At 68.9% G+C, this 26,994-nt stretch carries 22 protein-coding genes; 10 read left to right on the forward strand and 12 right to left on the reverse strand.

Annotated elements, in window-relative coordinates; genetic code table 11:
- Positions 1-103: 103 nt before the first annotated feature.
- Positions 104-991, reverse strand: coding sequence for an LLM class flavin-dependent oxidoreductase (locus tag UA75_RS00625; protein ID WP_075737955.1), 888 nt, complete (start codon positions 989-991; stop codon positions 104-106).
- A 239-nt stretch (positions 992-1,230) separates the two neighbouring features.
- Here UA75_RS00625 and UA75_RS34855 point away from each other — a divergent pair, with 239 nt between their 5' ends.
- From UA75_RS34855 to UA75_RS00635, 3 genes are all read left to right on the forward strand, one after another.
- Entirely contained in the window at positions 1,231-1,362 is a 132-nt protein-coding gene (locus UA75_RS34855; RefSeq protein ID WP_257787494.1) for a hypothetical protein, read from the forward strand.
- Positions 1,363-1,365: 3 nt separating this feature from the next.
- Positions 1,366-2,313: an HAD family hydrolase gene (locus UA75_RS00630; RefSeq protein WP_083682822.1), complete on the forward strand. Its 948-nt coding sequence runs from the start codon at positions 1,366-1,368 to the stop codon at positions 2,311-2,313.
- A gap of 155 nt (positions 2,314-2,468) precedes the next feature.
- Positions 2,469-3,401 (forward strand): NAD-dependent epimerase/dehydratase family protein, encoded by a 933-nt coding sequence (locus tag UA75_RS00635; RefSeq protein ID WP_075737957.1) that lies wholly within the window; start codon positions 2,469-2,471, stop codon positions 3,399-3,401.
- A 266-nt stretch (positions 3,402-3,667) separates the two neighbouring features.
- Here the strand turns inward: UA75_RS00635 and UA75_RS00640 are convergent, their stop codons facing one another.
- From UA75_RS00640 to UA75_RS00660, 5 genes are all read right to left on the reverse strand, one after another.
- Positions 3,668-4,036 (reverse strand): DUF2304 domain-containing protein, encoded by a 369-nt coding sequence (locus tag UA75_RS00640; protein ID WP_075737959.1) that lies wholly within the window; start codon positions 4,034-4,036, stop codon positions 3,668-3,670.
- A gap of 4 nt (positions 4,037-4,040) precedes the next feature.
- A complete protein-coding gene (locus tag UA75_RS00645; RefSeq protein WP_075737961.1) occupies positions 4,041-4,727 on the reverse strand; it encodes a glycosyltransferase family 2 protein in 687 nt (228 codons plus the stop codon).
- Between the two features lie 132 nt (positions 4,728-4,859).
- Positions 4,860-6,479: a lipopolysaccharide biosynthesis protein gene (locus tag UA75_RS00650; RefSeq protein ID WP_157433921.1), complete on the reverse strand. Its 1,620-nt coding sequence runs from the start codon at positions 6,477-6,479 to the stop codon at positions 4,860-4,862.
- 241 nt (positions 6,480-6,720) lie between these two features.
- Positions 6,721-7,626: a glycosyltransferase family 2 protein gene (locus UA75_RS00655; protein ID WP_232237583.1), complete on the reverse strand. Its 906-nt coding sequence runs from the start codon at positions 7,624-7,626 to the stop codon at positions 6,721-6,723.
- 946 nt (positions 7,627-8,572) lie between these two features.
- Entirely contained in the window at positions 8,573-10,567 is a 1,995-nt protein-coding gene (locus tag UA75_RS00660) for a DUF6541 family protein (protein ID WP_075737966.1), read from the reverse strand.
- A gap of 187 nt (positions 10,568-10,754) precedes the next feature.
- On the opposite strand from UA75_RS00660, the gene lhgO reads away from it, so the two are divergent.
- The 4 genes from lhgO (at position 10,755) to UA75_RS00680 (ending at position 16,956) form a co-directional block, all read left to right on the forward strand.
- Positions 10,755-11,948, forward strand: coding sequence for an L-2-hydroxyglutarate oxidase (lhgO, locus tag UA75_RS00665; protein WP_075737968.1), 1,194 nt, complete (start codon positions 10,755-10,757; stop codon positions 11,946-11,948).
- A 701-nt stretch (positions 11,949-12,649) separates the two neighbouring features.
- A complete protein-coding gene (locus tag UA75_RS32380; protein ID WP_157433922.1) occupies positions 12,650-12,811 on the forward strand; it encodes a hypothetical protein in 162 nt (53 codons plus the stop codon).
- 935 nt (positions 12,812-13,746) lie between these two features.
- Complete coding sequence (glf, locus tag UA75_RS00675; RefSeq protein WP_075737972.1) at positions 13,747-14,934, forward strand: UDP-galactopyranose mutase; 1,188 nt, start codon at positions 13,747-13,749, stop codon at positions 14,932-14,934.
- A 3-nt stretch (positions 14,935-14,937) separates the two neighbouring features.
- Positions 14,938-16,956, forward strand: a complete 2,019-nt coding sequence (locus UA75_RS00680; protein WP_083682823.1) for a glycosyltransferase — start codon at positions 14,938-14,940, stop codon at positions 16,954-16,956.
- Between the two features lie 178 nt (positions 16,957-17,134).
- Here UA75_RS00680 and UA75_RS00685 read toward each other — a convergent pair whose 3' ends face one another.
- The 5 genes from UA75_RS00685 to UA75_RS00705 all read right to left on the reverse strand — a co-directional run bounded on the left by UA75_RS00685 (position 17,135) and on the right by UA75_RS00705 (position 20,994).
- Positions 17,135-17,389, reverse strand: a complete 255-nt coding sequence (locus tag UA75_RS00685; protein WP_075737974.1) for a hypothetical protein — start codon at positions 17,387-17,389, stop codon at positions 17,135-17,137.
- Positions 17,390-17,646: 257 nt separating this feature from the next.
- Positions 17,647-18,594, reverse strand: a complete 948-nt coding sequence (locus tag UA75_RS00690; RefSeq protein ID WP_075737976.1) for a glycosyltransferase — start codon at positions 18,592-18,594, stop codon at positions 17,647-17,649.
- Positions 18,591-19,409, reverse strand: a complete 819-nt coding sequence (locus UA75_RS00695) for an ABC transporter ATP-binding protein (RefSeq protein WP_075737978.1) — start codon at positions 19,407-19,409, stop codon at positions 18,591-18,593. The genes UA75_RS00690 and UA75_RS00695 overlap by 4 nt, the downstream gene beginning before the upstream one ends.
- Before the next feature lie 15 nt (positions 19,410-19,424).
- Positions 19,425-20,285 carry an ABC transporter permease gene (locus UA75_RS00700; protein ID WP_075743258.1) on the reverse strand — a complete coding sequence of 287 codons (861 nt, stop codon included), beginning with the start codon at positions 20,283-20,285 and terminating at the stop codon, positions 19,425-19,427.
- A 121-nt stretch (positions 20,286-20,406) separates the two neighbouring features.
- Positions 20,407-20,994 carry a bacterial proteasome activator family protein gene (locus UA75_RS00705; RefSeq protein ID WP_075737980.1) on the reverse strand — a complete coding sequence of 196 codons (588 nt, stop codon included), beginning with the start codon at positions 20,992-20,994 and terminating at the stop codon, positions 20,407-20,409.
- Positions 20,995-21,355: 361 nt separating this feature from the next.
- On the opposite strand from UA75_RS00705, the gene UA75_RS00710 reads away from it, so the two are divergent.
- Together UA75_RS00710 and UA75_RS00715 are read left to right on the forward strand one after the other, a co-directional pair.
- Complete coding sequence (locus UA75_RS00710) at positions 21,356-22,555, forward strand: cysteine desulfurase-like protein (protein WP_075737982.1); 1,200 nt, start codon at positions 21,356-21,358, stop codon at positions 22,553-22,555.
- Positions 22,556-22,914: 359 nt separating this feature from the next.
- The gene (locus tag UA75_RS00715) at positions 22,915-23,577 is read left to right on the forward strand and encodes a class I SAM-dependent methyltransferase (RefSeq protein ID WP_075737984.1); all 663 of its coding nucleotides are present in this window, start codon (positions 22,915-22,917) and stop codon (positions 23,575-23,577) included.
- Between the two features lie 241 nt (positions 23,578-23,818).
- Here UA75_RS00715 and UA75_RS00720 read toward each other — a convergent pair whose 3' ends face one another.
- Entirely contained in the window at positions 23,819-24,805 is a 987-nt protein-coding gene (locus tag UA75_RS00720; RefSeq protein WP_075737986.1) for an NAD(P)H-quinone oxidoreductase, read from the reverse strand.
- Between the two features lie 582 nt (positions 24,806-25,387).
- On the opposite strand from UA75_RS00720, the gene UA75_RS00725 reads away from it, so the two are divergent.
- The gene (locus tag UA75_RS00725) at positions 25,388-26,908 is read left to right on the forward strand and encodes a M28 family peptidase (protein ID WP_075737988.1); all 1,521 of its coding nucleotides are present in this window, start codon (positions 25,388-25,390) and stop codon (positions 26,906-26,908) included.
- The last annotated feature ends 86 nt before the right edge of the window (positions 26,909-26,994 follow it).

A 26,994-nucleotide genomic window follows, 5' to 3' on the forward strand; every position in this document is an offset into this window, starting at 1 on the left:
GATCGCATCGGATGTCGGTGCGGCGACCTGAGGGGAGCAGGCGCCGACCTGATCCGCCTGCGGGCCCGCGTGGCAGGGCGGCCTCTCGCGTGGCCGCGACGCATCACCAGGTGTTCGAACGCAGCGAGGGCAGCACCTCGGCCGCGATCTGCTCCAGCACCGATTCATTGCCCGCGTACACGCCGTCGGACCGGGGCCAGTGCGCCACGACGTCGGTGAAGCCCAGTTCGTCCGCGCGGCCGACCACGTCGCGAAACTGCTCCACGCTGCCCATCGAATAGGAGGTCGCGGAGTCCACGCTCAGGTACCGATCGATGCTGTCCTGCCTGCGACCGGCGGCGTCCAACGCCTCGCTCATCCGCCGCGAGAGCACGTCCACCGAGCGCCACCAGTCGGCTCGGTTCTCGGTCCGGTCGCCGTTGGTCAGCCAGCCCTGGCCGAAGCGGGCGGCCAGCCGCATGGATCGGGGCGCGTTGGCCGCGATCAGGAACGGGACTCGAGGCTGCTGCACGCACCCCGGTGTGCTGCGTGCCTCGACGGCGTGGAAGTGCGTGCCCTGCCAGGTGGTCTTGTCTCGGGTCAGTACCGCGTCGAGTAACTCGACGAACTCCTCGAACCGGTCGGTCCGGTCGCGGGGCGTGCCGTGGTCCGTGCCGAGGACCGAGAGGTCGAAGCCGGTGCCGCCCGCGCCGATGCCGAGTTGCAGCCGCCCGTCCGAGACGTCGTCCAAGGCGGTCACCTCGCGAGCGAAGGCGACCGGATGTCGGAAGTTCGGCGAGGCGACGAGCGTGCCGAGTCGGATTCGGGAGGTGACCATCGCCGCCGCCGTGAGGGTCGGCATGGCGCCGAACCACGGCTCGTCCACCAGAGAACGCCAACCCAGGTGATCGTAGGTCCAGGCATGATCGAACCCGTAGGTCTCGACGGCCCGCCACTTGGGTTCGGCGATCCACCACCGGTACTCGGGAAGGATCACGATGCCGATTCGCACGCGGGCTCACGTTACGGGCCGCGCAGCCGGTTGCAAACCACCATCAGACGATCACCCGATGAGAGCAGAGCCGCTGCGGACTCGGCCCATGGCACCGGACCAGCCGTGACCAGCGGTACTCGTTCGCGCCTCATTGGGCCTATCGGGTGTAGCGGAATGAGACCGACTAACGAAAGTGACCGCAGACACGATACCCCAAGTGGATACCAAGCCGATGTCCATTGGGGAGGTACAGCCGAATGGCGCTTCGACTGACCGCCATGCTCGCTGCCTTCGTGTTCGCAGTGGTGGCCGCGTTCGGGTTCGTCCTGTTCAATCTCGTCGACTCCGCACCGACGGTCAGCATCGAACTCGTGAGCAACGAGGAGTGACCTATGCCGAGGTGGGGCGGCCACGGTGTGGTGGACCTCTCCGGCTCGGCGGCGGCGTGGACCCGGCGGCGGCTGCGAGTAGCCGACGAGCTGCGGTATCCAGCCGCTGATCAGCCTGATGGCGGGCACTATGACGGAGTGCGAACCCCCAGACTCGTCGCCTCGGACATCGACGGAACACTGCTCGATCCGTTGGAGCGACTTCGGCCGAGAACAGCCGACGTGATCGGAAGACTGAGTGCGGCAGGCGTGCCCTTCGTGCTCGCCACCGGACGCTCCCCGAGGTGGGTGACCCCGATCAGCAGGCTCATCGGCGTCGCAGGCCCGGCGGTCTGCGTGAACGGTGCGGTGATCCTCGACACCCGTGATGATCGAGTCGACCGCGTGTACACCCTGGACCCGATTCTGCTGGGCGACCTCGGCGAGGCGCTGCAGACGGTGCTTCCCGGCTGCGGCCTCGCGGTCGAGCGCGTCGAGGGCGAGGGACGGGCCGACTTCATCGAGGAGTTCCGTGCTGGGCCGGGCTACCTGCACCCCTGGCCGGAGTCGCTCCTCATCAGGACGTCGGTCGCCGAGCTGTTCGCCCGACCTGCGGTGCGGCTGATGGTCAGACACGACTCGCTGAACAGCACGGAGATGGTCGACGCCGTGACGGCGCTCCTCGGCGACGCGGTCGACGTCACCTTCTCCACCGACCTGGGTCTGATCGACCTGATGCCTGCCGGGGTGACCAAGGCGAGCGGTCTCTCGGAGGTCGCCGCCGGGCTCGGCCGCACCGCCGAGGACGTCATCGCCTTCGGCGACATGCCGAACGACCTCGCGATGCTGAGCTGGGCCGGGCACGGGGTGGCCATGGCCAACGCCCACCCCGCCGTACTGTCGGTGGCCGACGAGGTGACGGCGAGCAATGCCGAGGACGGCGTGGCGAAGGTCCTCGAACGCTGGTTCTGAGCGAGCAGGCTTCGCGCGGTGCCTGCCGGACCGGCTGCGGCGCGGCGCGCGTCCGCATCGTCGCCGACGGCGTTCGACCGCCTGGGCTGCGCAGAGCGCTCGCGTCGTTACGATGACCGAGTAATCCGCCGCCTCGGAGAAGGATCTGTCAAGCCATGCGCGTTCTGGTAACCGGTGGGGCCGGGTTCATCGGCTCCACGCTCGTCGACCGGCTGCTCGCCGATGGTTGCGAGGTCGCCGTCGTCGACGACCTCAGCCGGGGAAGGCGGGAGAACCTCACTGCCGCGCTCGACACCGGCCGCGCCACGCTGCACGAGCTCGACATCGTCGATCCCGAACTGATCGAGCTGGTCGCTCGCGTCCGTCCCGAGGTCGTCTTCCACCTGGCCGCGCAGATCGACGTCCGGGTCAGCGTGGCCGATCCGCTGCTGGACGCGCGACAGAACGTGCTCGGCACGATCACCGTCGCCGAGGCGGCTCGACGCGCCGAGGTGCGCAAGGTGGTCTTCTCCTCGTCGGGCGGCTCGATCTACGGCACGCCGGACACGCTGCCCATCGCCGAGACGGTCCCCGTCGATCCGCAGTCGCCGTACGCGGCGGCGAAGGTGTCCGGCGAGGTGTACCTGAACACCTACCGAGGCCTGTACGGGCTCGACTGCACCCATCTGGCGTTGTCCAACGTCTACGGGCCTCGACAGGACCCGCACGGTGAGGCGGGCGTCGTGGCGATCTTCGCCGAGTCCCTGCTCGCGGGCCGCCCCACCAAGGTGTTCGGCGACGGCGGCAACACCCGTGACTACGTGTTCGTCGGCGACGTGGTGGCCGCCTTCGCCGCTGCGGCGGGCGAGTCCGGCTCCGGCAGGCGTTACAACATCGGCACCGGCGTCCAGACCTCCGATCGTGGCCTGCACACCCTGGTGGCCGCCGCCGCAGACGCACCGGACACCCCGGAGTTCCATCCGGAGCGACTCGGCGACCTGCGTGCCTCGGCGCTGGACTCGACCGCCGCCCAGCGTGAGCTGGGATGGAAGCCTGCGGTCGACGTCGCCGAGGGCGTGCGTCGCACGGTCGAATACTTCCGCCGCTGAGTCGGCTCCCCCGGACAGATGCTGGCGGGGCCGAGTTCTTCTGCCCGGCACCTCTGCCTGCCGAGTTCGGCGACCGGTCGTCTGCGGCACCCAGCACGCCTGCGCGACGTCGGGGGTCGACCGGCCGGGCCGCCGCGGCCGCGAGCTGCGGGGAGCATGTCGGGCCGTCGGCCCGCGAGGGACCGGTACGGACGCGGAAGCGGGGACGACCGACCTCGGTCGTCCCCGCTTCTCGACGTCTGGTTCGTGCGACCACCCGCCCCGAGTCAGGACGCGCTCGGGACGTTCTTCTCCTCGTGGTCCAGCGCGGGCGGCTCGGCCGACTGGACCGCGATGGCCCGGGCCAGGCGCGCGTGGCGGAGTTCCAGCTCCTTGAAACGCAGGTAGGTGTTGACCATGGCGAAGGCGAAGGCCACCACCAGGCCGTAGAGCAGCAGGTCGGTGCCGCGACCCACGCCGACGAGATCGGCCACCACCGTCAGGGCGTCCGGCCACAGGACCGCGAGCACTCCGAAGAGGATGAACAGCACGAAGCCGATCTTCACGCCTGCTGCGGTACGGGTGGTGCCGTGGTTGCGCAGGAAGAACACCATCAGCACGAGTACCGCGCCGATCAGCAGAATCTGAATGATCATGAAGTCACCGCCTCGAACTGCGCAGGGCGCTGTCGAACAGGATGTTGACGCCGTTGATCAGGGACTGACCCTTGGCCATCGAGTACTCGGTGTAGATGATGGTCACCTTCTCCTCGGCGACTCGCCAGCCCTTGTGGTCGATGATCGCCATGATCTCGGAAGCGTGTCCCATTCCGTTGATCGTGATGTCGAGGCCCTCGGCCACCGTCTTGTTGAAAGCGCGAAGGCCGTTGTGCGCGTCGGTGAGCTTCATCCGTCGGGTACGCGGGCTGAGTGCGACGACGGTCTTGAGCACCACCCGCTTGATCCACGGAATGTGGCTGGTGTCGCCGTGGAAGCGGGTACCGACCAGGATGTCGATGGGCTCTTCGCGGAGCCGGTCGATCATCCGGACCACGTCTTCGACCTGATGCTGCCCATCGGCGTCGAAGGTGACGAAGAATCGGGCTCCCGGCTGGGTGCGGGCGTATTCGATGCCGGTCTGCAACGAGGCGCCTTGGCCGAGGTTCACCGGATGGCGCACCAGATGCGCGCCGGACTTGCGAATCTCGGAAACGGATGCGTCTCGGCTGCCGTCGTCGACGCAGACGATGTTAGGGAAGGTCAGTCGCGCCTTCTGCACGACGTCGCAGATCACCTGAGCCTCGTTGTAGACAGGGACGATCAGCCAGACATCGTCGTATTCAGACATGCCAGAGCTCCCGGGTCGTGGAGAAGATGTCGCGCCTGGACTCTCAGGCTGCCTGTCGAGGCGCCAGGCCGCTCTGCGCGAGGCGATGTGAGCTTACTCCAATGGGGTCGAGGGTCTTGACGGCCGCCCCGATCATTCACTCGGTAGCGGGCGTGGCCGATGGTGCGAACGCAGCCGACGGGCCAGCCCCACTCCGGTGAGCAGCACCACGACGAGCGGGCCCGCGAGCTGCGCGATGACGGCAGCGGTGATGGGGTCGCCTGGCAGCGCCAGCAGGCCGATGAGCAGCAGCGTGCCCAGTACCCAGGCCAGTGACACCGTCTGGTGCATTCCCATCGCCACCAGCGCGGGCTGGAGGATCTGCGCCAGCATCAGCAGCACCGTGGAGAGGCCGAGCAGGCCCATCACCCCTGCCGACGGCAGCGTCTGTGCGCCGAAGAAGGTCACCACCAGCCACGGTCCGACGAGCGCGGAGAAGACCGCGCCGGGCAGGCCGACCACGCCGACCGCGATGAGGATGATGCCGACGCGCTTGCGCACCACGTCGTACTCGCCGTGCACGGCGGCCTTGGTGAGTACCGGCAGCAGCATCGCCTGAATGGGGCTGAAGAGCAGCAGGGGGATGCGAGTGAGGACGAAGGCGAAGCCGAATGCCGTGGCGGTGGCCCGGTCCTCGACGAGCCTGCCGTTGACCACCAGCGGTGCGAGGTTCGCGACGAGCTGGGCGAGCAGCGTCGCGACGCCGAGGAAGACCAGTCCCTTGGCGATCCGCCCGACCGTGTGACCGGCGACGACCTCGGCGACGGCCGTGGCATGGTCCACGGACTGCCGGCTGGTTCCGGCGTGGGTCGCCTCGTCGGCCGACGCCGTGGGCGCCGGGATCTGATCCTCGCGGGTCAGGTCGGCCGTGACCTCGGCTGCCGTGTCGGCAGGCACCTCGGCGCCGGGCACCCCGACCGTGAGTCCGCTCTGTGGGCGAGTCCCCGCTGCCTGCGCACCGGATGCCGACGATTCGGTCGTCGACGGCTCCACCGCCGGGGGCGGGCTGCCTGCCGCGACGGCGGCCGAGGCCAGGTGCTGCCCGGCCTCGGCCTCGGGATCGGCGGGGGGCGCGGTCGGTGCGGCACCCGCGCGGGGATACCGCGAGAACTCCCGGCGAAGCCAGGGCAGCGCGACCAGTGCGGCGAAGCCGCCACCCGCGACGAAGGCGAGGCCGAACAGCGACTCGGTACTGAGGCCGAGCAGCACGATGACGACACAGCCGATCAGCCGAGACAGACCCTCGGCGGCCAGGGAGGCCGAATAGCCGGTGAACTGCTGGCTGGCGCCCAACAGGCCTCGGGTGAGGAACATGGCGGCGGACATGGCCACCGACAACAGCGTCAGGACCAGCAGCATGGGGTTGCCGCCCAGCAGCCGATCGATCAGCAGTGGTGACGCGGCGAGCAGCACGACGACCGTCAGACCGGCCAGTGCCAGTCCCAGCAACCCGATGCGTCGGATACCCGACCGAGGGTCCACTCCCGTCGCCAGACCGCTGCTGACGACACGGTTGGTCTCCTGTTCGAGCGAGACGAACAGGCCGGGCCCGATGATGCTGACCATCATGTAGAGGGACTGGAGGGCGACGGTCTGGGCGGGGGGCATGGTGTTGCCGACGATCGCCAGGAAGCCGAATCCCGCGATGCCGACGATCACCAGCCCGATCCCCATCAGGATGGCGGATCGAGAGGATCGGACTGATCGAGTCACGGCGACAGCTTAGAGCCTGTTTTTGATCCGCCTGAAGTCGTGAGCGGGGATCAGCGTGGATGAGCTGCCAGGCGGAGGAGAGAGCCATAACGGAGTTATGGTGACCGACGACAGCGCCGCAGATCGCCACGCTGGCCCCGCGCAACTCCGAAAGTGGGGATCAAAAACAGGCTCTTAGATGTGGCCTCACCCCGGCGGACCCGGTGGACGTCTTGCGGCCGCGCACGGCGTGGTGGCGGGGTCAGACTGGCCTGCTGGGCCCGAAGGCATGCCTGCTGAGGTTGCGCATGCCCTCGCGGTGTCGGTTCTTCACGGCTTTGGGCAGCAGCGACAGGGCGTGCAGCCGTGAGGAGACGTGAGTCCTGGCGACCTTGGCCGCGCGGGTCCAGCCCTGTCGCTGGAGCCTGCCCGCGACGTCGAGGAAGTAGTTGCGCTCCTCGATGAAGCGGGTTCCCGCCATGGCACGCCAGGAGGAGTCGCTCGCCCGGTGCCGTCGGTACTGGAAGCACACCGTGTCGTCGACGACGAGCTGATCTCCGCGTTGAACCAGGTCCATGACCAGGGCGAGATCCTGGACGACGTTCAGTCCCTCGCGGAATCCGACCGTCGTGATCGCGTCGGCTCGCCAGGCCAGCGAGGGAAAGTACAGCCAGTTGCCTCGCAGGAGGCTGACCGCCAGGTCTTCGCCGCAGAAGATCTGCCTGCCGTGTCCCTTCGGGGAGTACAGCCTGCGCTTGGCCTCGTCGACCAGTGTCTTCGCGGGCTCGCCGTTCTCGTCGATCAACTCGACGCCGGGCTGGATCACCGAAGCGTTCGGCTGGGCCTCATGGGCTGCGCGCACGGTACGCACATAGTTGGGCAGCATCACGTCGTCCGCGCCCATCACCACGACGAGTTCGTGCTTGATGAGCCCGATGCACTTCTGGAAGTTGCGGTTCGCGCCGAGGTTCTCCTCATTGCGCAGGTAGGTGATCCGGTCGTCCCCCAGCGACGCGAACCAGCCGGGGATCGAGTCGTCGGGGTAGCCGTCGTCGACGACCGTCAGCCGCCAGTCCTGGTCGTCCTGAGCGAGCACGCTGCGCACGGTCGTCTGCATCAGGCCGACGTCGCCGTAATACGGAAGCATGATGTCGAGAGGAGAGGCCACTGCGCCACTGTATGTGATTGACGAACCGGATGCTGAGAAAGTCGAATGGGAACAAGATCGATTTCACTTGGCCATCACGTTGATTTGACGTCGATTTAGCCTCGTGCGTTGGTTTAGGTCATCGATGTAGTGGCAGCTGGCTCGAAAGTGTGGACGAGATGAGTTCGGCGTGGACCACTCCTCGACACGAGCGGTCCGTGAATGCGTCGGGCGGGCGTCGGCCCGGCGATGCGGGTCCCTGTCGATCTCGACCCCGAGTGGGTGACGGGCCGCCGCCATGCCCAGGCCCGCTCGGGGACGGCTCGCTGGTCAGGCGCCTCACCAGCATGAGAGCAGGCACAGTTCCGCCGCGTTCCTGCCGGCCTCGCGGGGCGTGCGGGATCACGTCGAGCCCGCACGTCGTCCGAACGCCCCTGCGCAGGCCCAGGGAATCGAAAGGGAGCGGCCGTCGGTGAAAGAGCCGGAGAATCGCCCGTTATTTCCGATTCGGATACCGATTCGGGTGACGTGATGCCGATTTCGCGTCGTTTCGGTGATCCCGGGCTGGCCGTGTGACCGGGGTGAGATCAGGCCCCGGTGTGATTTCCTCCACTCGAACGTGTTTAATCGCCGACGGGATGACGGTCAGCAACGAATACCTGTGGTGGATTCGACCGTGTGCGTGGCGCGTCCGGAGACATCTGACGGTCCACAACGGATAATCCCGCTCGCGATGAATGCGGATGACGAGCCGCCGCCAGGTCGTTCGCCGTCCGGCGGCCCGAAGCGGCTCGAGCAGGCCCGATCTCAGGCGGCGTTCCGGTCGCCGATGCCCTGCTTCCCCCGGCCGGTCAGGCGCGGCCTCTCGCGCATGACTTCGTCGAACGGAGGCGGTTCACCCGCACGGCGGCAAGCGGGCCGCCGCCGGATCGAGCGGCGGCGGCCCGCCTGTTCCTGACGGGGCAGCTCAGCTCGCGCAGGCGGTGATCCGGTAGAGCTGCAGGTCCCCGTCCTCGGCGACGAGCTCGAAACCGGGTGACTCCGGCGCGTTGTCGATTCCGGGGTAGTTCGCCTGTCGGGAGTCCCACGGCCAGAAGTAGTCCGGCGAACCCTTGATCAGATACTCGACGCCCTGATCCTGCACAGCTTGGCAGGCGCGTGGGTCTTCGCCCACGTCGGCGAGATGAGCGGCGAGGTACTCCTGATCCTCGCTCCACTCGAAGACAAGGTGCGGATACAGGACCCGACGGCCCTCCGTCGCCCACAACAGCGCGCTGCCGTCCCACGGCTGGTTGGCGACCGTCGCGTCCGAGGGGACGATCGCGGCCACCTCCTCGAAAAACCGGCGCTCCTCGGCGTTCACCAGGTTCATCGCCGGGTCGGGGACGCCCTCCGGGTAGAGGCGGGCGATGAGGTGCGGGTGGTCACGCGCGTACATGCCGCCGGTGAGAATGACCAACAGGACGCCGAGCAGGAGCGTGACCGGGCCGCCCGTGCTGGTCAGTCTGCCGACCGCGCCTCGGGAGGACCACTGGTGATCGGCGGCGGCCTTGCGGATCGCGGTCGCGATGCTGATCAGTCCGAGCAGCGCAAGCGGGACCGAGGTGATCGGCACCATCGCGGCGAGTCGGTGCGCGTCGTTGTACCAGACGGCGGTGAGCAGCATCGACAGATCGGTGTCCAGCGCGGCGGCGAACATGTAGAGCACCGCCGTGATGACGTGGGAGTAGACGAGCCAGCGATGGACGCCGGATCGCCAGGCCGACACCAGGCCGACGATCACGATGGCGGAGAGCAGCCAGGTCGCTGATCGGCCGGCGAGGCCGCCGAAGAGGACCTCGCCGAAGGCCTGGGCAGGTGTCTCGTAGGCGGGCCAGTCGTGTGAGCTGAGTTCGGCGTACATCGCCGTCGACCGGAAGACCGCCCAGCCCGTGAGGGCGAGTGCCAGCGGGACGATCACGACGGCGCAGGCCAGGACGTACCGCTTCGCCGTCATCAGCACCCGAGCCCGCCGGAGGATGGCGATGGCCACGGGGGCGATGCTCAGCGCGATCAGGCTGAACACCGAGTTCGGGTGGGCGAGGCCGCCGCCCGCCAGTGCCGCCAGGAGCAGCAGGACCGCCTGGCCCCGGCCCAGGGTCACCCGTTCGATCAATCCAGTCAGCGCGACCACGGCCGCCAGACCTGCGGGCAGCACCGCCAGACCTGCCAGGTTCGGCCAGATCACCCCGAAGCCGAGCAGGTTCCACGGGAATGACGCGAAGCCCATGCTGATCAGGCCGGTCAGGGCCATCGCGGGCATGGACGGGCCGGTGACCACCCGGACCAGCAGGAGACAGGAGAGCGGCCAGGCGATCAGCGCGATGACGGCCGCGGTGATGTTCGCTGCGGTGACCACGCCGACGCTGGTGAAGGGCTCGACCAGCGCGGCGAGGGCGTGGAAGACCGCCGGATAGAAGCCGCCGTCGCCGTTCGGATCGGTGGTGCCCCCGACGGCGAGGGTCGACGCGTTGCCGTCTTCCAGGATGAAGGTGATGGCGTTGAGGTGGAAGACGGCGTCGAAGGACTGCACGAGCCGGTCCGGCGAGCCCATGCCCACAGCCACGGTCACGGCGCCGATCGGGACCGCCAGCAGGATGCCCACCACGGCGGCGATCCGCACCGAGCGCGGATCATTCTCGGTGGCGAGCGGGGCGGGCCTGCGGCGAGCCAGCAGGAGGCGGATCACGACCGCCACGATCGAGGCGAGGATCGTGCCGCCCGCGACGACCAGCGGGCCCCAGGTGATGCCTGCGGCCCCGGCCGCGACCGCGATCGTCCCGATCAGCGCGAGGCTGCCCAGCGGGGCCGCTCCCCAGGCCGGAATGCCGCGAAAGCCCGCCGCATAGGCGAGGAGCAGACCGGGCGCCAACAGCCAGCCGAGTGCGATCAGCGCTGTCGGGACGGCTTCCAACCAGCTCATTCGTCAAGTCCCCATTGCCTTGGCGGCACGGCCTCTTTCCCCCAGGGCGTGCCGCGTGTGTTCGGCGAGATCGTCGTCGGGCCGCACTGCGTGCCATGCCGTCGGTCGGATTCTAAGCCGGCAGGCTGGATGGGCGATCGGTGCACAGCGTGAGTGGTACAGCCAACCGGGTGAACTGGAGCGGGGAATGTCGCACATCGTGGTGATCGGGGGCGGCATCGTCGGCTTGGCGGTCGCTCGTGAACTCGCCCTCCGACGGGGCTGCCGGGTCACCGTCCTGGAAAAGGAACATCGGTGGGCGCACCACCAGACGGGGCACAACAGCGGCGTGGTCCACGCCGGTCTCTATTACCCGGTGGGCAGCCTCAAGGCGCGGATGTGTCGGGCGGGGAACCGATCCATCGTCGACTACGCCCGATCCCGAGGCGTCGAGGTCAGGAGAACCGGCAAGCTCGTCGTCGCCGTCGACGAGTCCGAGCGTCCCCGGCTGCATGCCCTCGCGGAACGGGCCGTCGCCAACGGAGTGACGGCGCGACTGATCAGTGCAGGTCAGGCGCGGGAGTATGAACCAGAGGTCGACTGTGTCGCCGCGTTGCACGTCGCCGACACCGGCGTGCTGGACTACTCCGCGCTCAGCATGGCCATGGTCCGGGAGCTGGCCGATCACGAGGTCGAGCTGCGCCTGGACAGCGCGGTGCTCGGGATTCGGGAGGTGCGAGGCCGGGTCCAGGTCGCCACCCGGCACGGCGTCGACGCCTTCGATGGGCTGGTGAACTGCGCCGGACTGCACAGCGACGTCGTGGCGAGGATGGCCGGGATCGTGCCCTCGGCCAGGATCATCCCGTTCCGGGGCGAGTTCCACGCGTTGCGCCCGGAGCGGCGACACCTGGTGCGGGGTCTGATCTACCCGGTTCCCGATCCGACGCTGCCGTTCCTCGGCGTCCACCTGACCAGAGGAGTCGACGGCTCGGTGCACGCGGGCCCGAACGCGGTGCTCGCCCTCGCCCGCGAGGGTTATCGGTGGCGGGACGTGTCCGCGCGTGATCTGGCCGAGGTGGCGTCCTTCGCAGGCAGTTGGCGCCTGGCACGACGACAGCTGCGTACCGGGGCTGCCGAGATCCTCCGATCGTTGTCGCGACGTCGTTTCGCCCGCAGTCTGGCCCGGCTGGTCCCCGCGATCGAGGTCGCGGACCTCGTCCCGGACACGGCCGGGGTACGGGCGCAGGCCGTGCTGCCGGACGGCAGGCTGGTCGACGACTTCCTCGTGCAGACGGCGCGCCGCCAGGTCCACGTACTCAACTCTCCCTCACCTGCGGCGACCAGCGCGTTGGAGATCGCCCGGCACCTCGGGGACCGCGTCGCGGAGGCCGTCGGGTCCTGACCAGCCCGCGTGCGCGGCGGCCGCTGCCGAGCCGCGCCCGATCGACGCCGCCCCTGCCTGCCCGGGGGCGGTCGGCTGCCGACCGGGTGGCGGCCTGATCATCGAGGGACCGGCGACCGTTCCGCCTCCGCTGATCACCCGCACTCGCGGGGCCGGATCGGGCAGGGCCGGGCCATCACCGTGGGTAATTCCGCCCGGTTCCGCAGGCCGCGATCCCACCGCCTGTCGTCGAGCCCGGCGCCTGCTCCGCCGATGTCCTGCCCGCAGTTCACCGGATGGCCGACGTCGATCCGGGCGACTTTCTTCGGCTGATGCGGTCTCGGACTCCTCGGCAAGCCGATCTTCCAGGAACCGGAAGGTGGTGCGGCCTGTTTCCCGACGTCGTCCCGCCCGTGCCTCGGGTGATCCACAACGCATTGGCTGCTCGAAGCGAACGGGGGCGGAGCTGATCGATCTCGCGTATTCCATCACCGGTTCGGTCGGGCGGTTCGGTGCGGCTGCGATCCTGCTCCGATCGCAGCCGACACGACACGCCGCATCACGTTGTCGATCGGCATGTCTCGGTGATAACGCGGGTGGCCGATGGATTCGCGTGCGGGTGGACGACCGTTCGGCATCGGGGAACGAGTGGCTTCGCGGCAGGCCGCCTCGGGATTCTCCGGTGTGCTCCGGTGTCGCATTCTCCCCGCCATCGTCGTCCGGTGATGCTCAGCGGCACGCAGATCGGCCGCATCGTGCCGGAGTGCTGCGGCCTGCCTGCGGTCCTGGCAGCCCTGGCCTGCGGGTTCGTGCCCGACGAGCTGTCACCGTCCCGTCGGTACGAGGCGCGGACCGCAGCCGGGCGGGCAGACGATTCCTCGTGATCCGTCGTCGGGGAGATCGGATCGGCGGCAGGCCGTCGATCTGCATCGAGGTCACTCGTCGCCCGCTGTCCGAGTTCTCTTCCCGGCAGGCGAGAAAACCTGGCGTCCCGGGAGCGGCCCGCGCCGTATTCGTCCGTGCTACCGGGCCGGGCGAGTCGATCCGCCTGCGTCGTGCGCTCGCCTCGGTGAGTTCATCGGATGGAAGAGTGGGCATCGTCATCCCCGGACCGACCTGCCTTGCGCGGATGCCCGCGCGAACTCACGACTCGACGCCCGCCTGCGAATCGGAGTCACGGCGGTGAATTGCGGGACGCTGCCTGCGGCGGAGTGGTCGTCATTCTCCGGGGTAAATCATCTGATGAGCAACCGCTGCCTGGCGTAGTACTCCGGCCCGAGCGCCGGATGGACCGACGGGTCGGTGTCGGCCCCGTTGTCCGGATCGAGTGCGCCGCTCTTCTTCGGGTAGCGGATATTCCTCGCGCATTGATTGTCACGGAAGGTGATCGTTCGAGTGCTCCGCGGCCGGTGAGGTCGCGGTGAAATAGGCGATCAGTCGAATCGGAGTCCTGGGCGGTGGTTCGTCGGGACCGCCGACGATCGATCGGTGATCGTGTCGAGATCGGTCGATTCGAGTCATCAGACGGGTCGAGGAGGCCCGTCCGCGCCCTGTCTTCCTCCGGTGCGTCATCGCTCTGTGCGTCGTCGTCTCGGCGAGGACTCGGGTAGTCCATCGGTCGGATGCCGATCGCGGCCGGGCGGGTGATTCGGCAGGTGACGCGGCAGATGGCCTGCGATCTCCGTGGACATGGGCTCCCTCGGCGCGGCCGCTGTGCCGGAGCCCTCGACCGCCGCGCGGGGGCACCCGTCCCGGCGCCGGGCCCGTGAGGAGACGGTGGGTTCATGCGTCGACGACGCTATTAGTACTCTCGACGACCGTGAGCTTTGATGGCTATGACTTGATCGTTGTGGGTTCGGGTTTCTTCGGTCTTACGGTTGCCGAGCGGGCCGCCACCCAGCTGAACAAGCGGGTACTGGTGCTCGATCGCCGTGAGCACATCGGAGGCAACGCGTATTCTGAGGCCGAGCCCGAGACCGGGATCGAGGTGCACCGCTACGGGGCACACCTGTTCCACACCTCGAACAAGCGGGTGTGGGATTACGTCAACCAGTTCACCGACTTCACGGATTACCAACACCGGGTGTTCACGATCTTCCAGGGCCGGGTTTTCCCGATGCCGGTCAACCTGGCGACGATCTGCGAGTACTTCGGTGAGTACCTGACGCCGGAGCAGGCCAAGGCGCTGGTCGCCGAGCAGGCGGGCGAGATCGACACCAAGGAGGCCTCGAACCTCGAGGAGAAGGCGATCTCGCTGATCGGTCGCCCGCTGTACGAGGCGTTCGTCCGGGGCTACACCGCCAAGCAGTGGCAGACCGACCCGAAGAACCTGCCCGCCGCGATCATCTCGCGCCTTCCCGTTCGTTACAACTTCAACAATCGGTACTTCAACGACACCTACGAGGGTCTGCCCGTCGACGGGTACACCGCGTGGCTGGAGAAGATGGCCGAGCACGAGAACATCGAGGTCCGGCTGGGTGTCGACTTCTTCGACGTCCGCGACCAGCTGCCCGAGGGCGCTCCGATCGTCTTCACCGGCGCGCTGGACCGCTACTTCGACTACGCCGAGGGCGCGCTGTCGTGGCGGACGCTGGACTTCGAGCAGGAGGTGCTGCCGATCGGGGACTTCCAGGGCACCCCGGTGATGAACTACGCCGACGAGGACGTCACCTACACCCGCATCCACGAGTTCCGGCACTTCCATCCGGAGCGGGAGTACCCGACCGACAAGACCGTCGTGGTGCGCGAGTTCTCCCGGTTCGCCGAGGAGAAGGACGAGCCGTACTACCCGATCAACACCGCCGAGGACCGGGCCAAGCTGGAGAAGTACCGCGAGCTCGCCAAGCAGGAGGCGAAGCAGCGCAAGGTCCTCTTCGGTGGCAGGCTCGGTACCTACAAGTACCTTGACATGCACATGGCCATCGGTTCGGCGCTGAGCATGTTCGACAACCGCATCGCCCCCTACTTCACCGAGGGCCGCTCGCTCGACGGCTCGCTGGAGGACTGAGACGTGACCGAGCAACCCGGGCCGCCGAAGGCGACCCGTCAGCACGATCCCGCGCCCGCCGACGGCGAGGCAGGGGAGTCCGTTCCCGCCGCCGACGCCGACGTCATCGACAGCAAGGTCAGTGATCAGACCTCGGTCCGGGTGAGCAGCCGCTCCGGTGTCCAGCCGGCGCAGGTGCTGCAACGCCTTATCCTGCCGAGGGACGAGGACCCGCTCGACGTCCGTCCGCTGTACCTCGACGAGCCGGAGAATCTGCACACGCACGTCTCCGGCAGGCACGCGGTGACGGTGCCCCCGTCGGCGAAGGTGTCCTTCGCGGCGTACTTCAACGCGTTCCCCGCCAGTTACTGGAAGCGGTGGACGCGCGTCGACGAGGTGACGCTCCGGCTGTCGGTGAAGGGCACGGGGCGCGTCGACCTGTACCGCTCGAAGCCCAGCGGCGACATCGTCCACCTTGAAGGCCACCCGGTCCGCAGCGCCAAGGCGTGGAGCACGGTGGAGATCCGGGTCAGCCTGGCGCCGTTCGAGGACGGCGGCTGGATCTGGTTCGACATCTTCACCGACGACTCCCCGCTTCAGATCAAGGACGCCGCCTGGACCACTGACGAGGACCTGCCTCGGCAGAAGATGGCGATCGGCATCACGACCATGCGCCCCGTCGACGCCGTGATCGCGCTGCGGGCACTCGGCGAGGACCGGGACGTCCTCGACGTCGTCGAGAAGGTCTTCGTCGCCGACCAGGGCAACGTGAAGGTCCGAGACACCGAGGGCTTCGCCGAGGCGGCCAAGCTCCTCGGCAGCAGGCTCCAGGTCATCGAGCAGGAGAACCTCGGCGGCTCTGGCGGCTTCACCCGAGGCCTCTACGAGGCGATCGAGCACACCGACGTCGATCAGGTCATGCTGATGGACGACGACATCCGCCTCGAACCGGACTCGGTGCTTCGCTCCAACGCCTTCACCAGGGCGCTGGCGCAGCCGGTGGTGGTCGGCAGCCACATGCTGAACCTCCAGGCGCGGGCACGGCTGCACAGCATGGGCGAGGTCGTCGACCTCAACACCTGCTTCTGGCGTCCCGCACCGGGCGCCGTCGTGGACCACGACTTCGGCGAGGAGTCGCTCCGCGAGACCCCGGAGCTGCACAGCCGGATCAACGCCACCTACAACGGGTGGTGGATGTGCAACTTCCCGCGCGAGGTCATCGAGCGCACCGGGTACCCGCTGCCCCTGTTCATCAAGTGGGATGACGCGGAGTACTCGCTGCGGGCGGCCGAGCACGGCTTCCCGACGGTGAGCCTGCCCGGTTCGGCGGTCTGGCACATGCCGTGGACGGACAAGAACGACGCCACGGACTGGACGGCCTACTTCCACACCCGCAACCGGCTGATCCTCGCCGTACTGCACAGCCCCTACGACGTGCGGCGGACTCTGCTCAAGCAGGGCCTCAAGCTGTCGCTGCGGCATCTGCTGTCGATGGAGTACTCCACCGTCGCGGTGCAGCAGAAGGCGATCGAGGACTTCCTGGCGGGGCCGGACGGCCTTGTCGAGTCGTTGCGCACGGCGTTGCCGGAGGTGCGCACGCTGCGGAGCAACTACAGCGACGCGCAGGTACTGCCTTCGTCGCGCGAGTTCCCGCCGCCGACCTTCGACATGGTCCGGGCCGAGACGATGCTGAAGCCGCCGGTGAACCCCGTGGTCATCGCGGCGCGCGCCTCGAAGGCGCTGCTGCACAACCTTCGCGCACCGGAGACGGCGGCCAAGGAACGGCCGCAGATGAACGTGCCGTCGAGCAGCGCGCTGTGGTTCCTGCTGGGCTCGCTGGACAGCGCGACCGTGTCCAACGCGGACGGCTCCGGGGTGGCGTTCCGCCGCCGCGACCCGGAGGAGTTCCGCAGGCTGGGTGCCCAGGTGATCAACAACTACCGGCGCCTGATGCGGGAGTGGCCTCGGCTCAAGCGTGCCTACCGGGACGCCATGCCGGAGCTGACCAGCGCCGACTCGTGGAAGCGGGTCTTCGGCGACTGACGCCGACACCGGCGGCGACGGCCACCGACGGCCGAGGAGACCGCCGCCGCACGACTAGAGGGCGGTCGTGACCGGAGAATTCCCGGTCACGACCGCCCTTCGTGCACTTGGGCGGCGCCGGGGCCCGGATGTCCCCGGCGTCGACACCGCCCGGTCACCGTGCCCGGCACGGACGGGCCTAGTCGGTCTTGGCAGGCCTGCCGTAGGCGGCGGTTCCCCGGCCCAGCGCACTGAGATGCGCGGTCACCAGCTGAGCGAAGTTGACGATGATCTCTCCGCCGTCCTGCGTCGGCACCGCCTCGGTCGCGCCGTTCTGGACCAGCTCGACCAGCCGGGTACGCAGGGCCTGCGCGGCGTCGTCGGACACCGCGATGGTGAGTGGACCGCTGCCGTTGACGGGATGCAGGATCAAGGCCTGCCCAGGCGTGCTCATGGCTCCATCAGACCGGACCGGTCTGCCGGGGGCAGCAGTTTTCACCGTGGGCGCAACGGTCCGGGCGTGCGTGCCCTGCGGACGCGCCGGTCTCGACGGCGGGGGACACGCCGACCCGCGGCCATCGCGGCTCCTGACGCGTCGGCGGCGGCAGGCCTCGCGTCGATCGCCGGGCCGTCCACGCGGTCGACGACAGACGACGAGACCGCCTCGTCGCTGCGGACGAGACGGCCTCGCTGCGGTGCGGACGCCGCAGATCACTTGCGGAAGAAGTGCTCCCGACGACCTTGCCGGACGAGCTTGAGCCACTGGCCGAACGCCTTGGGGTCGCGACGGACGGCCAGGAAGTACAGGCCGAAGCGGAAGACCTCCAGCAGGCCGAGCCTGCGCATTCCCGGCTGCGACAGCAGGTAGCCCCGGTTGCGGTAGGTGTAGTAGCGCTTGACCGGGTCCTCGGGGTCCTGCGCGTGGAATCGGCCGCCGAGCATCGGCTTGAACTCGGCCGAGCCGTCCGGATGCACGAAGGTCGCCCGGAGCGAGGTGCCGAACGGCAGGCCGGAGCGCACCACCCTGCGGTGGATCTCCACCTCGTCGCCGCGGAAGAACAGCCGGTAGTCGGGCACGCCGACCACGTCGAGCGCGCTCGCGCGGAACAGTGCCCCGTTGAAGAACGAGGCGATGCCGGGGAGGAATGTGGTGCCCAGCTCGCGCCTGCGTCGCTTCCAGGTCAGGCCGCGCCGCAGCGGGAACGCCAGTAGATCCGGATCGTTGATGTTGACCACGACCGGCGACACGACGGCCAGCCTGCGCTGCTCGGCCTCCGACATCAGGGTCTCCAGCGCGGTCTCGTCGCCGGGCCTGCCGTCGTCGTCGCCCAGCCACACCCACTCGGCGCCCAGTGACAGGGCGTGCAGCATGCCGAGCGCGAAGCCGCCCGCACCACCGAGATTGCGGTGCGAGACGAGGTAGGTGGTGGGCAGCGGGCAGGACTCCACGATCGCGCGCGCGGGCTGATCGGGTCCGTTGTCCACGACGATGACGTGGTCGGGGCGATGGGTCTGCGCCGCGATCACCTTGAGCGAGTCGGCGAGCAGCTCGGCGCGATGTCGGGTGACGATGACCGCGACCACTGATCCCGGCGGCAGGGTCGAGGCTTCTCCGTCGTGCTCATCGGCACTGGCGGACGAGGGAGTGCCGTGTGTCATTCCTGCTCACCTGCACCGTTCACCGTGACCGGCGAGCTGATGCGCGCCAGAGTCTCCGGGGTCAGGCTCTCGAACGGGTCCTTGCCCTTGTAATGGGTGAGGACCTCGCGCAGCGAGCCGTGTTCGCGGATACGACCCTTGTCCATCCAGATCGCCGTGTTGCACAGTTCGACGAGGAACTCGTCGGAATGTGAGGCGAAGACGAGCATTCCGGATCGCTTGACCAGATCATTCAGTCGGTCGCGAGCCTTCTCCAGGAACGCGGCGTCGACCGCGCCGATGCCCTCGTCCAACAGCAGGATCTCGGGGTCGATGGAGGTGACCACGCCGAGTGCCAGCCGGACCCGCATACCGGTGGAGTAGGTGCGCAGCGGCATCGCCAGATAATCGCCCAGCTCGGAGAACTCGGCGATCTCGTCGGTCCGCTTCTCCATCTGCCTGCGCGACATTCCGAGGAACAGCCCGCGAATGATGATGTTCTCGTAGCCGGAGATCTCCGGGTCCATGCCCACGGCGAGGTCGAAGACCGGCGCGACCTTCCCGACGATCTGGGAATGGCCCCTGGTCGGCTCGTAGATGCCGGTCAGCAGCCGCAGCAGGGTGGACTTCCCTGCGCCGTTGTGACCGACCAGCGCCACGCGATCGCCGTCGCCGAGCGACAGGTTGATATCGCGCAGTGCTTCGATCTGCGGCACCTTCGTGTCGGTGCCGATTCTGCCGCCCGCCTTGTTGAGCACGGCCTTCTTCAGAGAACGAGACTTCGCGTCGAAGATCGGGAAGTCGACCGAAGCGTTCCAGACGTCGATGCTGACCACTTGTTACGGCCTCACTCAGACCCAGTAGGACACACGGGCACGGTAGTTGCGCAGGATGACCAGGGCAGCCCCCCAGCCGAGGACGGTGATGCCGCCGACGATGGCCCAATGGTGCCACGAGGCCCACTCGCCGAGCATCGGCTGCCGGATGATCTCCAGGAAGTGCAGGAACGGGTTCAACTGCACGACCCAGAGCTGGGCAGCCACTTCCTCGCTGCGGTCGGCGATGATGTCGTAGTTCCACACGATCGGCGTCATGAAGAACAACAGCTGCATGAGACTGCCGGTGACGGGCGGGATGTCCCGGAACCGGGTGGAGATGATGCCCACCAGGATCGCCATCCACATCGCGTTGATCGCCAGGACGGCGAACGCGGGAACGGCCATCAGACTGTGGAAGCCGAGCGGCTTCGGGAAGATGAACATCAGGATGACGTAGACGACCAGGTTGTGGGCGAAGAACAGCATCTGTCGCCACACCAGTCGATACACGTGCACCGACAGCGGCGCCGGGAGCTGCTTGATCAGCCCCTCATTGGCGATGAAGACCGAGGCACCCTCGTTGACGTTGCCCGCGATGAAGTTCCACACGATGAAACCGACCGTCAGATACGGCAGGTGTACCGCGAGGTCCTGATCGAACAACGTCGAATAGAGCACGCCGAGGGCGAATGCCGTGACGGCCATGCTGATCGTGATCCACAGCGGGCCGATCACCGAGCGGTTGTAACCCTGCTTGATGTCCTGCCAGCCGAGGTAGCCCCACAACGGGCGCTGCTGCCATCCTCGGCGCAGGTCGCCGAAGGCACGGCTCCAGCTTCGGTAAGAGGGCTGGGGCGGCTCGGTCGTACGCTCACGCGTGCTGGTTGCCTGCACGGGGGAGAGAGTACCGGCGACGGTGTGTGTGGTCCGTCGCCGGTAGGTCACGCTCCCGTTACTCCCTCAGATCACCAGTTCGGGTGACCCTTCAGCCCTGTGTTGCGATGTTCCGCCGCATTCACAGGTACTGACCCATGCCCCGCAGGGGGCTGGACTCACCCGGCTCGGTGGCTTTGGTGCCCGGCGGCAGCGCTCCGCGACGCATCTGCTCGAGTTGCGCCCTGGCCGCCATCTGCTGGGCGAACAACGCGGTCTGGATGCCGTGGAAGAGGCCCTCCAACCAGCCGACGAGCTGGGCCTGGGCGATTCGCAGCTCGGCCTCGGACGGCACCGACTCCTCCTCGAAGGGCAGGGACAGCCGCTCCAGTTCGCGGACCAGCTCCGGTGCCAGCCCCTGCTCCAGCTCCTTGATCGAGGAGACGTGGATCTCGCGGAGCCTGCTGCGGCTCGCCTCGTCGAGCGGCGCCGCCCTGACCTCCTCCAACAGCTGTTTGATCATGGTTCCGATGCGCATCACCTTCGCGGGCTGCTCCACCAGGTCGGCGATCTGCTCCCCGTCGTGTTGACCGAGTTCGTCGGCGTCGGCCTCGACGCCCTCCTCGGTCTCCAACGGCAGGCCGTCGTCGCCGATGAGGACGACCCGGTGCCGCTCGTCGGCATCCACCTGGTCGGGGTGGCCCTGTCCGTTCTCCCTCTCGCGACTCATGTCCCCATCCTGGACCCGGCACATATCGGGCGTGTCAAGAGCCCGACCGGAGTCGCCTCGCCGCGCCGCCTGCGGCCGTGTCGACGTGTCGTCGGTCTCACCACCCGCGTCCTCGTGCTCCCGCGCACCGTCTACCGGCCCGGATGCTCCCTGTCGTCTGCCTGCGGCGGTGCTCGCAGCGGGCCTGCTCCTGCCGGGCGGCTCGCTCGGGCGGCCGGGGCGGCGGATCACGTCCGAGCCGGGCCGCTCGAATCGGCGCGGGCCGGGAGCGTGGGCGCCCGCTCGCGGCGTGTACTTTCCGCGGGTCCACCGGTCCTGACCCGCGCAGAAGCCGTCGGCAGCGGCTCCGTACGGTGTTCGTATGGCGTTCGACGTCGCACGAGTGCGCGGACTGTTCCCCGCGCTGGGCGATGGCTGGGTGCATCTCGACTCGCCTGCGGGCATGCAGGTGCCGGAGCAGGTCGCCACCGCCGTCGCCACCGCACTGCGCGCTCCCGTCTCCGGTCCCGGCGGACTGTTTCCTGCGTCACAACGCTCGGCGGCGATCGTGGAGGCGGCACGTCGCTCGATCGCCGACCTGGTGGGGGCCAACCCGGCCGGGGTCGTCCTGGGGCCGAGCGCGGCGGTGCTGCTCCAACGGCTCGCCGAGGTCGTGTCGGAGAACTGGGTGCTGGGCGACGAGGTCATCGTCTCTCGGCTCGACCACCCGGCGAACGTCGCGCCGTGGCGGCGGGCCGCTCAGCGCAGCGGGGCGGCCGTCCGGTGGGCGGAGGTCGACATCGAGACATGCGAGCTGCCGGAGTGGCAGTACCGCGAGCTGATCGGGGAGCGGACCCAGGTGGTGGCCGTGACCGCGGCCTCCGGCGCGGTCGGCACCAGGCCGGACATCCGTCAGATCGCCGAGTTCGCCTCGGCCGCCGACGCGCTCGTGGTGGTGGACGCCTCCTTCGCCGCACCGTTCCTGCCGCTGGACATCACCGCGATGGGCGCCGACGTGGTCGCCGTGTCGGCGACATCCTGGGGCGGCCCGCCGGTCGGGGCACTGGTGTTCCGAGATCCGGCCCTGCTGGACCGGTGGTCCTCGGTCTCCCTCGACCCGGCCGCCCGAGGCCAGGAGCGCCTGGAGCTGGGGCCCCATGCCTATCCGCTGTTGGCGGGACTGGTGGGCTCCGTCGACTATCTGGCGGCCCTCGACGACACGGCGAAGGGGCCGAGACGCGAGCGGCTGTTGACCTCGCTCGGTTCGGTGAAGGCATACCAGGCCGGGCTGTTGGCGAGCCTGACGACCGGGTTACGCGCCCTGCCGAGGGTGATGGTGATCGGCGATGCCATGCGACGCGTGCCCACGATGGCGTTCACCGTGAACGGGATCAAGGCCCGTGACGTCGTCGACCACCTGCTGCGCTGCGGGGTGTGCGCCTTCTCCGATCCAGGGACGCACGACGTCTTCGCGGTGTTGGGCGTCGGCGAGGTCGGCGGCGCGGTGCGGGTCGGACTCGCCCACTACACGACGGCCGTCGAGGTGGAGCGGTTACTCAGGGCGGTCGACGAACTCGCCTGAGGTGCAGTCTGCCTCGCCTCGGCGTCCGCTCCCTCGCATTGCGGCGTCGCCTCGGCCGTGTCGGCCCGCAGGCCCCGCCTGCTGGATCTCGTGACCTGCACCGGCCGCCGCGCTCACCGGCCCGACCGTGCCGCCTGATCGCTGTCGTTGATCCTTTCGTGGCGTTGCCATAGTGGGATCCGGTTTCGCTGGGTGTGCCTCGGTGCGCATAAGCCTGCCTGCGTTGATGCTTCTGGGCGCATCCCCGATCAGATGATGGTCGTCGCGCCTGATGGTGCGATTGAATGGCGTGGTCAGGCCTGCGGCGTCGACCACGGGCATCGAGGGGCAGTGGCGTGCGACACGGGGGCAGGTGATCGGTGGACGACTCCTTTCACCAGGCAGTCGCCGACCTCGCCGCCTGGCAGCGCCTCGGACCCCTGTTGACCGATTATCTGCCCTTTCCCGCAGGCTCTCTGCGCCCGACCGCGATCGTCGCCCTGCTGGACGAGGTGCTGATCGGCGATCGCAGTGTCGTGGTCCAGTGCGGCAGCGGCTCCTCCTCGATCCTGTTGGCCAGGCTGCTGAGCAGGCGGGGCTTCGGGAGGCTGCTGGCGCTGGAGCATGACGAGCGGGCGGCGGCGTTCGTCACCAGCCAGTTACGGCGAGAACGGCTCTCCGAGGTGGCGAGGGTGGTGCACACGCCGTTGACTGCTCATCCGGCCGCCCTCGGCGGGCTCGCCTGGTATGAGCCGTCGGTCGTCTTCGAGATGGTGACGACCTTCGTCGACCGCAACGGCCTCGTCGACCTGCTGCTGGTGGACGGCCCGCCGAGCGCGGATCGAGGCCCGAGTCCGGACCTGTCGCGGTATCCCGCGCTGCCGGTGCTCCGGGGCGCGTTGTCGCCCGGTGCGACGGTGCTGGTGGACGATGCGGATCGGCTGAGCGAACAGGCGGTGCTCGACCGCTGGTCGCGGGAGTTCGGTCTGCGGTTCCGCCACGACGAGACGGCCGGACTGGCCGTCGCCGTCGTGCGGATCTGACCGACCGAGCCTGTGCAGGCGACGGGCGCGCGAGCCGTATCGACGAGGAATGCCGCAGTGCCCCGCAGACGCGTTTCTGGCGGTGACGTCGGTCCGTGGGCGTGCCGGGCAGGGCTGTCGCGCCACCCGATGCCGATGCCGCCCGGCTCGGAGCTCGCCCGGTGCGTCCACGACCGCCCGCCTGCATTCCGCTGCGGACGCGCGTGACCGTGCCTGCCGACCGGACGCCCGCAGTCGGGAGTCAGCGGACCAGCAGCAGCTTCCCGACGACCCCGCCCGCCTCCAGCAGCTCGTGGGCGCGGGCGGCCTCGGCCAGCGGCACGCGATCCTGCACGACCGGCCGAATCCGCCCGTCCTCGACCAGCGGCCACAGCCGCTCGACGACCTCCGCGACGATCACCGCCTTGCCGCTCGGACCGGACACCGGGCGGGACCGCAGTCCCGTCGCGCTGATGCTCAGCCGCCTGGGGAGGAGCGCGGCGAGGTCGAGTTCGGCCTTCCTGCCGCCCTGCATCCCGATGATCACCAGCCGCCCGTCGGCTGCGAGGACGTCGATGTTGCGACTCAGGTACTTGGCACCCATGTTGTCCAGGACGACGTCCGCGCCATGCCCGTCGGTGGCCCGATGCACTTCGGCGACGAAGTCCTCCTGCCGGTGATCGATCGCGATGTCCGCGCCGAGTTCCCGGCATCGCGCGACACGATCGGCCGAGCCTGCCGTCACCGCGACCGTCGCGCCGAGGGCCTTGCCGAGCTGGATGGCGAAGGTGCCGATGCCGCTCGCGCCGCCGTGCACCAGCAGCACGTCGCCTGCCGTCAGCCTGCCGACGCCGACGATGTTGGACCACACGGTGCAGGCGACCTCGGGCAGTCCCGCCGCCGTGACCAGGTCGACGCCCTTCGGAACCGGCAGCACCTGGCCTGCCGGGACCGCCACCCGCTCGGCGTAGCCGCCGCCCGCGAGCAGCGCACAGACCTCGTCGCCGACCTGCCAGTCGGTCACGTTCGCGCCGAGGGCGCTGATCACACCGGAGCACTCCAGGCCCGGGATCAGGGTGGCGCCCGACGGCGGGTCGTAGAAGCCCTGTCGCTGCATCAGATCGGCTCGGTTGACCGCGCTCGCCGCGACATCGATGACGACCTCGCCCGGTGCGGCGCTCGGGTCGGGCTGTTCGACCCATTCCAACGTGTCGGGGCCGCCGGGCTCCCGGATCATGATCGCTCGCATCCCCTGACGCTAGTTGCTCCGGGCTGACCGAGCGTGCCGACGCCCGCCGAGGTCCGTATGAAGTCGATGAACCGGCCGGAGTCGCAGTGATCGCCGCCCATGACCTTCGATCCGTGACGCGTGCGCGGTCTCGCGCTGCGCACCCTCCGGCTGGCGGCGCGCAGGCGACGACACCGGACTCCTCGAACTGATCGTCTGCGCCGAGTCCGGCATCCACCCACCGTCGGAGCTGTTGTCTCGCCGAACCCTCGTTCGCTCGTCGTCGGCCGCAGGCTCGGCTGTCTGCCAGGGACGGGGGAGTTCATGCTGCGGGGCGGCCCGACCGTCGAGCAGCGGTTGCGGCTCACCGCCACCTGGTTCCAGACCTCTCGGCCAGCCTGGACGACGGAGGTCACGGGATTCGCGGGCTGCGCGGCGATTCTCGGGGTGCGGACACGGCACGACCACCCTTGACTCGCCCAGATCCACCGACGAAGGTGACCAGCGGTGGCCGAGTCCGTCCCCCAGCGTGACGTCGACGGTGCGGCCGCCGTCCACTGCCGGGTCCTACACCTGTACTGGTCACACTGAGGGGAATCGTCTATGTCGATCACCAGAAGCGGCGCCAGACCCGCCGCCGTCGTCCTCGCCGCTTGTCTGGGTCTCGGGCTGGTGGTCTCGCCCGCCGTCGCGGATCAGCAGGACACTTTCGCGGTGCGCTCCCTGCCGCAGGACGTGGCGAACTCCGTCAACCTGACGGGCGTCAACCGCCACCTGATCGCCTTGCAGCGGATCGCCGAGCAGAACGGCGGCACCAGGGCAGACGGGGAGCCGGGCTACGACGCGAGCGTCGAGTACGTGGTGGGCAGGCTCCGGGCCGCGGGCTACGACGTGAGCACCCCCGAGTTCGACTACGAGCTCTTCGTCGCCACGACGGAGCGGCTCGCCGTGGCAGGGGAGAGCGTCGAGGTCGAGGCGCTGGAGTACACGCCGAGCACCGCGGAGGGCGGGATCACCGCGCCGCTGGCAGTGCTGCCCGCAGGCTCGGAGCTGGGCTGCACCCCCGAGGACTACGCAGGCGTCGAGGCAGCGGGCAGCGTCCTGCTGATCCGTCGGGGCGAGTGCGACTTCGCGCTGAAGGCGCGACTGGCCTCTGAGGCGGGCGCGGCGGCGGCGCTGATCGCCAACAACGCGGAGGGCTCGCTGAGCGGCACGCTCGGCGACCCGTCGCTGGCGACCATCCCGACCGGTGGAGTGACGCGCGCCGAGGGCGACGCACTCTTCTCCCAGGCGGGCGACGAGGTCGACTTCGAGCTGATCGCGGGCTTCGAGACCAGGACCAGCCGCAACGTCATCGCCCAGACCCGCACCGGCCGGACCGACAACGTGGTGCTCGCCGGGGCACACCTCGACTCGGTGTACGCGGGCATCAACGACAACGGCACCGGCTCGGCCGGTCTGCTCGAGACGGCGATCCAGCTTGGCGGCGCGCCCGACGTCGACAACGCGGTGCGCTTCGCCTGGTGGGGCGCGGAAGAACTCGGACTGCACGGCTCTACCGAGTACGTCCGCTCCCTGGACTTCGAGCAGCAGCTGGACATCGCGCTGTACCTGAACTTCGACATGATCGGCTCGCCGAACGCCGGCTACTTCGTCCTCGACGGCGACGGGTCGGAGGGTCTGTCCGCACCGGGTCCGTACGGATCGGCGCAGATCGAACAGGCCTTCGTCGACTACTTCTCCGACGGCGGCGTCGAGACGGAGGGCTCGGACTTCAGCGGGCGATCCGACTACGCCGAGTTCATCGCGGTTGGCATCCCCTCCGGTGGTCTGTTCACCGGCGCGGAGGGACTCAAGACCGAGGAGCAGGCCGAGAAGTGGGGCGGTGTCGCGGGTGAGGCCTACGACCCGAACTACCACTTCCCGGAGGATGACCTCGGCAACGTCGACCGGGTCGCTCTGGAGCGCAACGCCAAGGCCGTCGCCTACGTGACCGCGGCATACGGCGAGAGCACCGAGACGGTGAACGGCGTGCCGCCGCGCGCCGAGCGGGCTGCGGTCCGGGCGGCGACGCGTTCGACGGCGTCCTCGCCCGCCGACCGGGCGGACCTCGTCACGAGCTGAGCCTGCTCGAGACGCCGGGCGCGGGACTACCCGGTCGCGGGACGCGACGATGACGGCTCGGCGCCGAGAATCCTTCCGACTCGGCG

It is taken from the genome of Actinoalloteichus sp. GBA129-24, from assembly GCF_001941645.1.
GTDB lineage: Bacteria > Actinomycetota > Actinomycetes > Mycobacteriales > Pseudonocardiaceae > Actinoalloteichus_A > Actinoalloteichus_A fjordicus.

Excerpts from the sequence above, each read along its gene's own strand:
- UA75_RS34855 (WP_257787494.1), top strand. The coding sequence starts at position 1,231 with ATGGCGCTTCGACTGACCGCCATGCTCGCTGCCTTCGTGTTCGCAGTG.
- UA75_RS00645 (WP_075737961.1), bottom strand. The coding sequence starts at position 4,727 with ATGTCTGAATACGACGATGTCTGGCTGATCGTCCCTGTCTACAACGAG.
- UA75_RS00705 (WP_075737980.1), bottom strand. The coding sequence starts at position 20,994 with ATGAGTCGCGAGAGGGAGAACGGACAGGGCCACCCCGACCAGGTGGAT.
- UA75_RS00640 (WP_075737959.1), bottom strand. The coding sequence starts at position 4,036 with ATGATCATTCAGATTCTGCTGATCGGCGCGGTACTCGTGCTGATGGTG.
- UA75_RS00685 (WP_075737974.1), bottom strand. The coding sequence starts at position 17,389 with ATGAGCACGCCTGGGCAGGCCTTGATCCTGCATCCCGTCAACGGCAGC.
- UA75_RS00660 (WP_075737966.1), bottom strand. The coding sequence starts at position 10,567 with ATGAGCTGGTTGGAAGCCGTCCCGACAGCGCTGATCGCACTCGGCTGG.
- UA75_RS00720 (WP_075737986.1), bottom strand. The coding sequence starts at position 24,805 with ATGCGAGCGATCATGATCCGGGAGCCCGGCGGCCCCGACACGTTGGAA.
- UA75_RS00630 (WP_083682822.1), top strand. The coding sequence starts at position 1,366 with ATGCCGAGGTGGGGCGGCCACGGTGTGGTGGACCTCTCCGGCTCGGCG.
- UA75_RS00710 (WP_075737982.1), top strand. The coding sequence starts at position 21,356 with ATGGCGTTCGACGTCGCACGAGTGCGCGGACTGTTCCCCGCGCTGGGC.
- lhgO (WP_075737968.1), top strand. The coding sequence starts at position 10,755 with ATGTCGCACATCGTGGTGATCGGGGGCGGCATCGTCGGCTTGGCGGTC.
- UA75_RS00635 (WP_075737957.1), top strand. The coding sequence starts at position 2,469 with ATGCGCGTTCTGGTAACCGGTGGGGCCGGGTTCATCGGCTCCACGCTC.
- UA75_RS00725 (WP_075737988.1), top strand. The coding sequence starts at position 25,388 with ATGTCGATCACCAGAAGCGGCGCCAGACCCGCCGCCGTCGTCCTCGCC.
- UA75_RS00690 (WP_075737976.1), bottom strand. The coding sequence starts at position 18,594 with ATGACACACGGCACTCCCTCGTCCGCCAGTGCCGATGAGCACGACGGA.